Below are 591 nucleotides of genomic sequence, written 5' to 3' on the forward strand. Positions count from 1 at the left end.
ATTAATCTCAAAAAACCCATTATAATTAAAACTATAATCAAAATAATCCACAAAATAACTACCTCTTTTTTCAAATCCCATGTCAAATATTTCTTTTTCATATTTTCTAATTAATTCGTTATTTAAATCATTATAATTTATTTTTGTATCATCTATATAAGCCGCAGGATTAAAAAGAGAATTGATCTCATTTTGAAGCATACCTTGAGAAAGTTTTAATACAAATCCACCCAAACTAAAAACAAAATAATCATAAAAATACTCATCATCAAAAGTAATCAAATAATCTTTACTTTTTCTATCTTGTCCAGCCAAATAATCTAACATAGTAAGCAATAAGGAATTTTTTTTAATCAAATAATCGTTTTTAAAACCTTCCACTTGTCTTTGAGTGATTATTCCTAAATTACCTAATTCTTCATAAAATTCATCATCAAATGCATAAGGTCTCATGCCATTATCTTTATAAATTTGGTCTATATAGTCTTGGATTATTCTTGCATTTTTACTATGAATTTCTTTTACATAGGATAAGATTTGTTCTTGATTTAGTATGGTTGTATTTTTTTCTATTTTGCATTGATATTCTAG

1 pseudogene is annotated in these 591 nt (G+C 24.2%); it reads right to left on the bottom strand.

The annotated features are described in order from the left end of the window. Positions 1-591 (bottom strand): annotated as a pseudogene (locus tag ACOTVC_RS09010) (hypothetical protein); the annotation flags it as partial.

Origin of the sequence: Campylobacter sp. GB48 (assembly GCF_049221845.1) — a bacterium.
Taxonomy (GTDB): Bacteria; Campylobacterota; Campylobacteria; order Campylobacterales; family Campylobacteraceae; genus Campylobacter_D; species Campylobacter_D lari_C.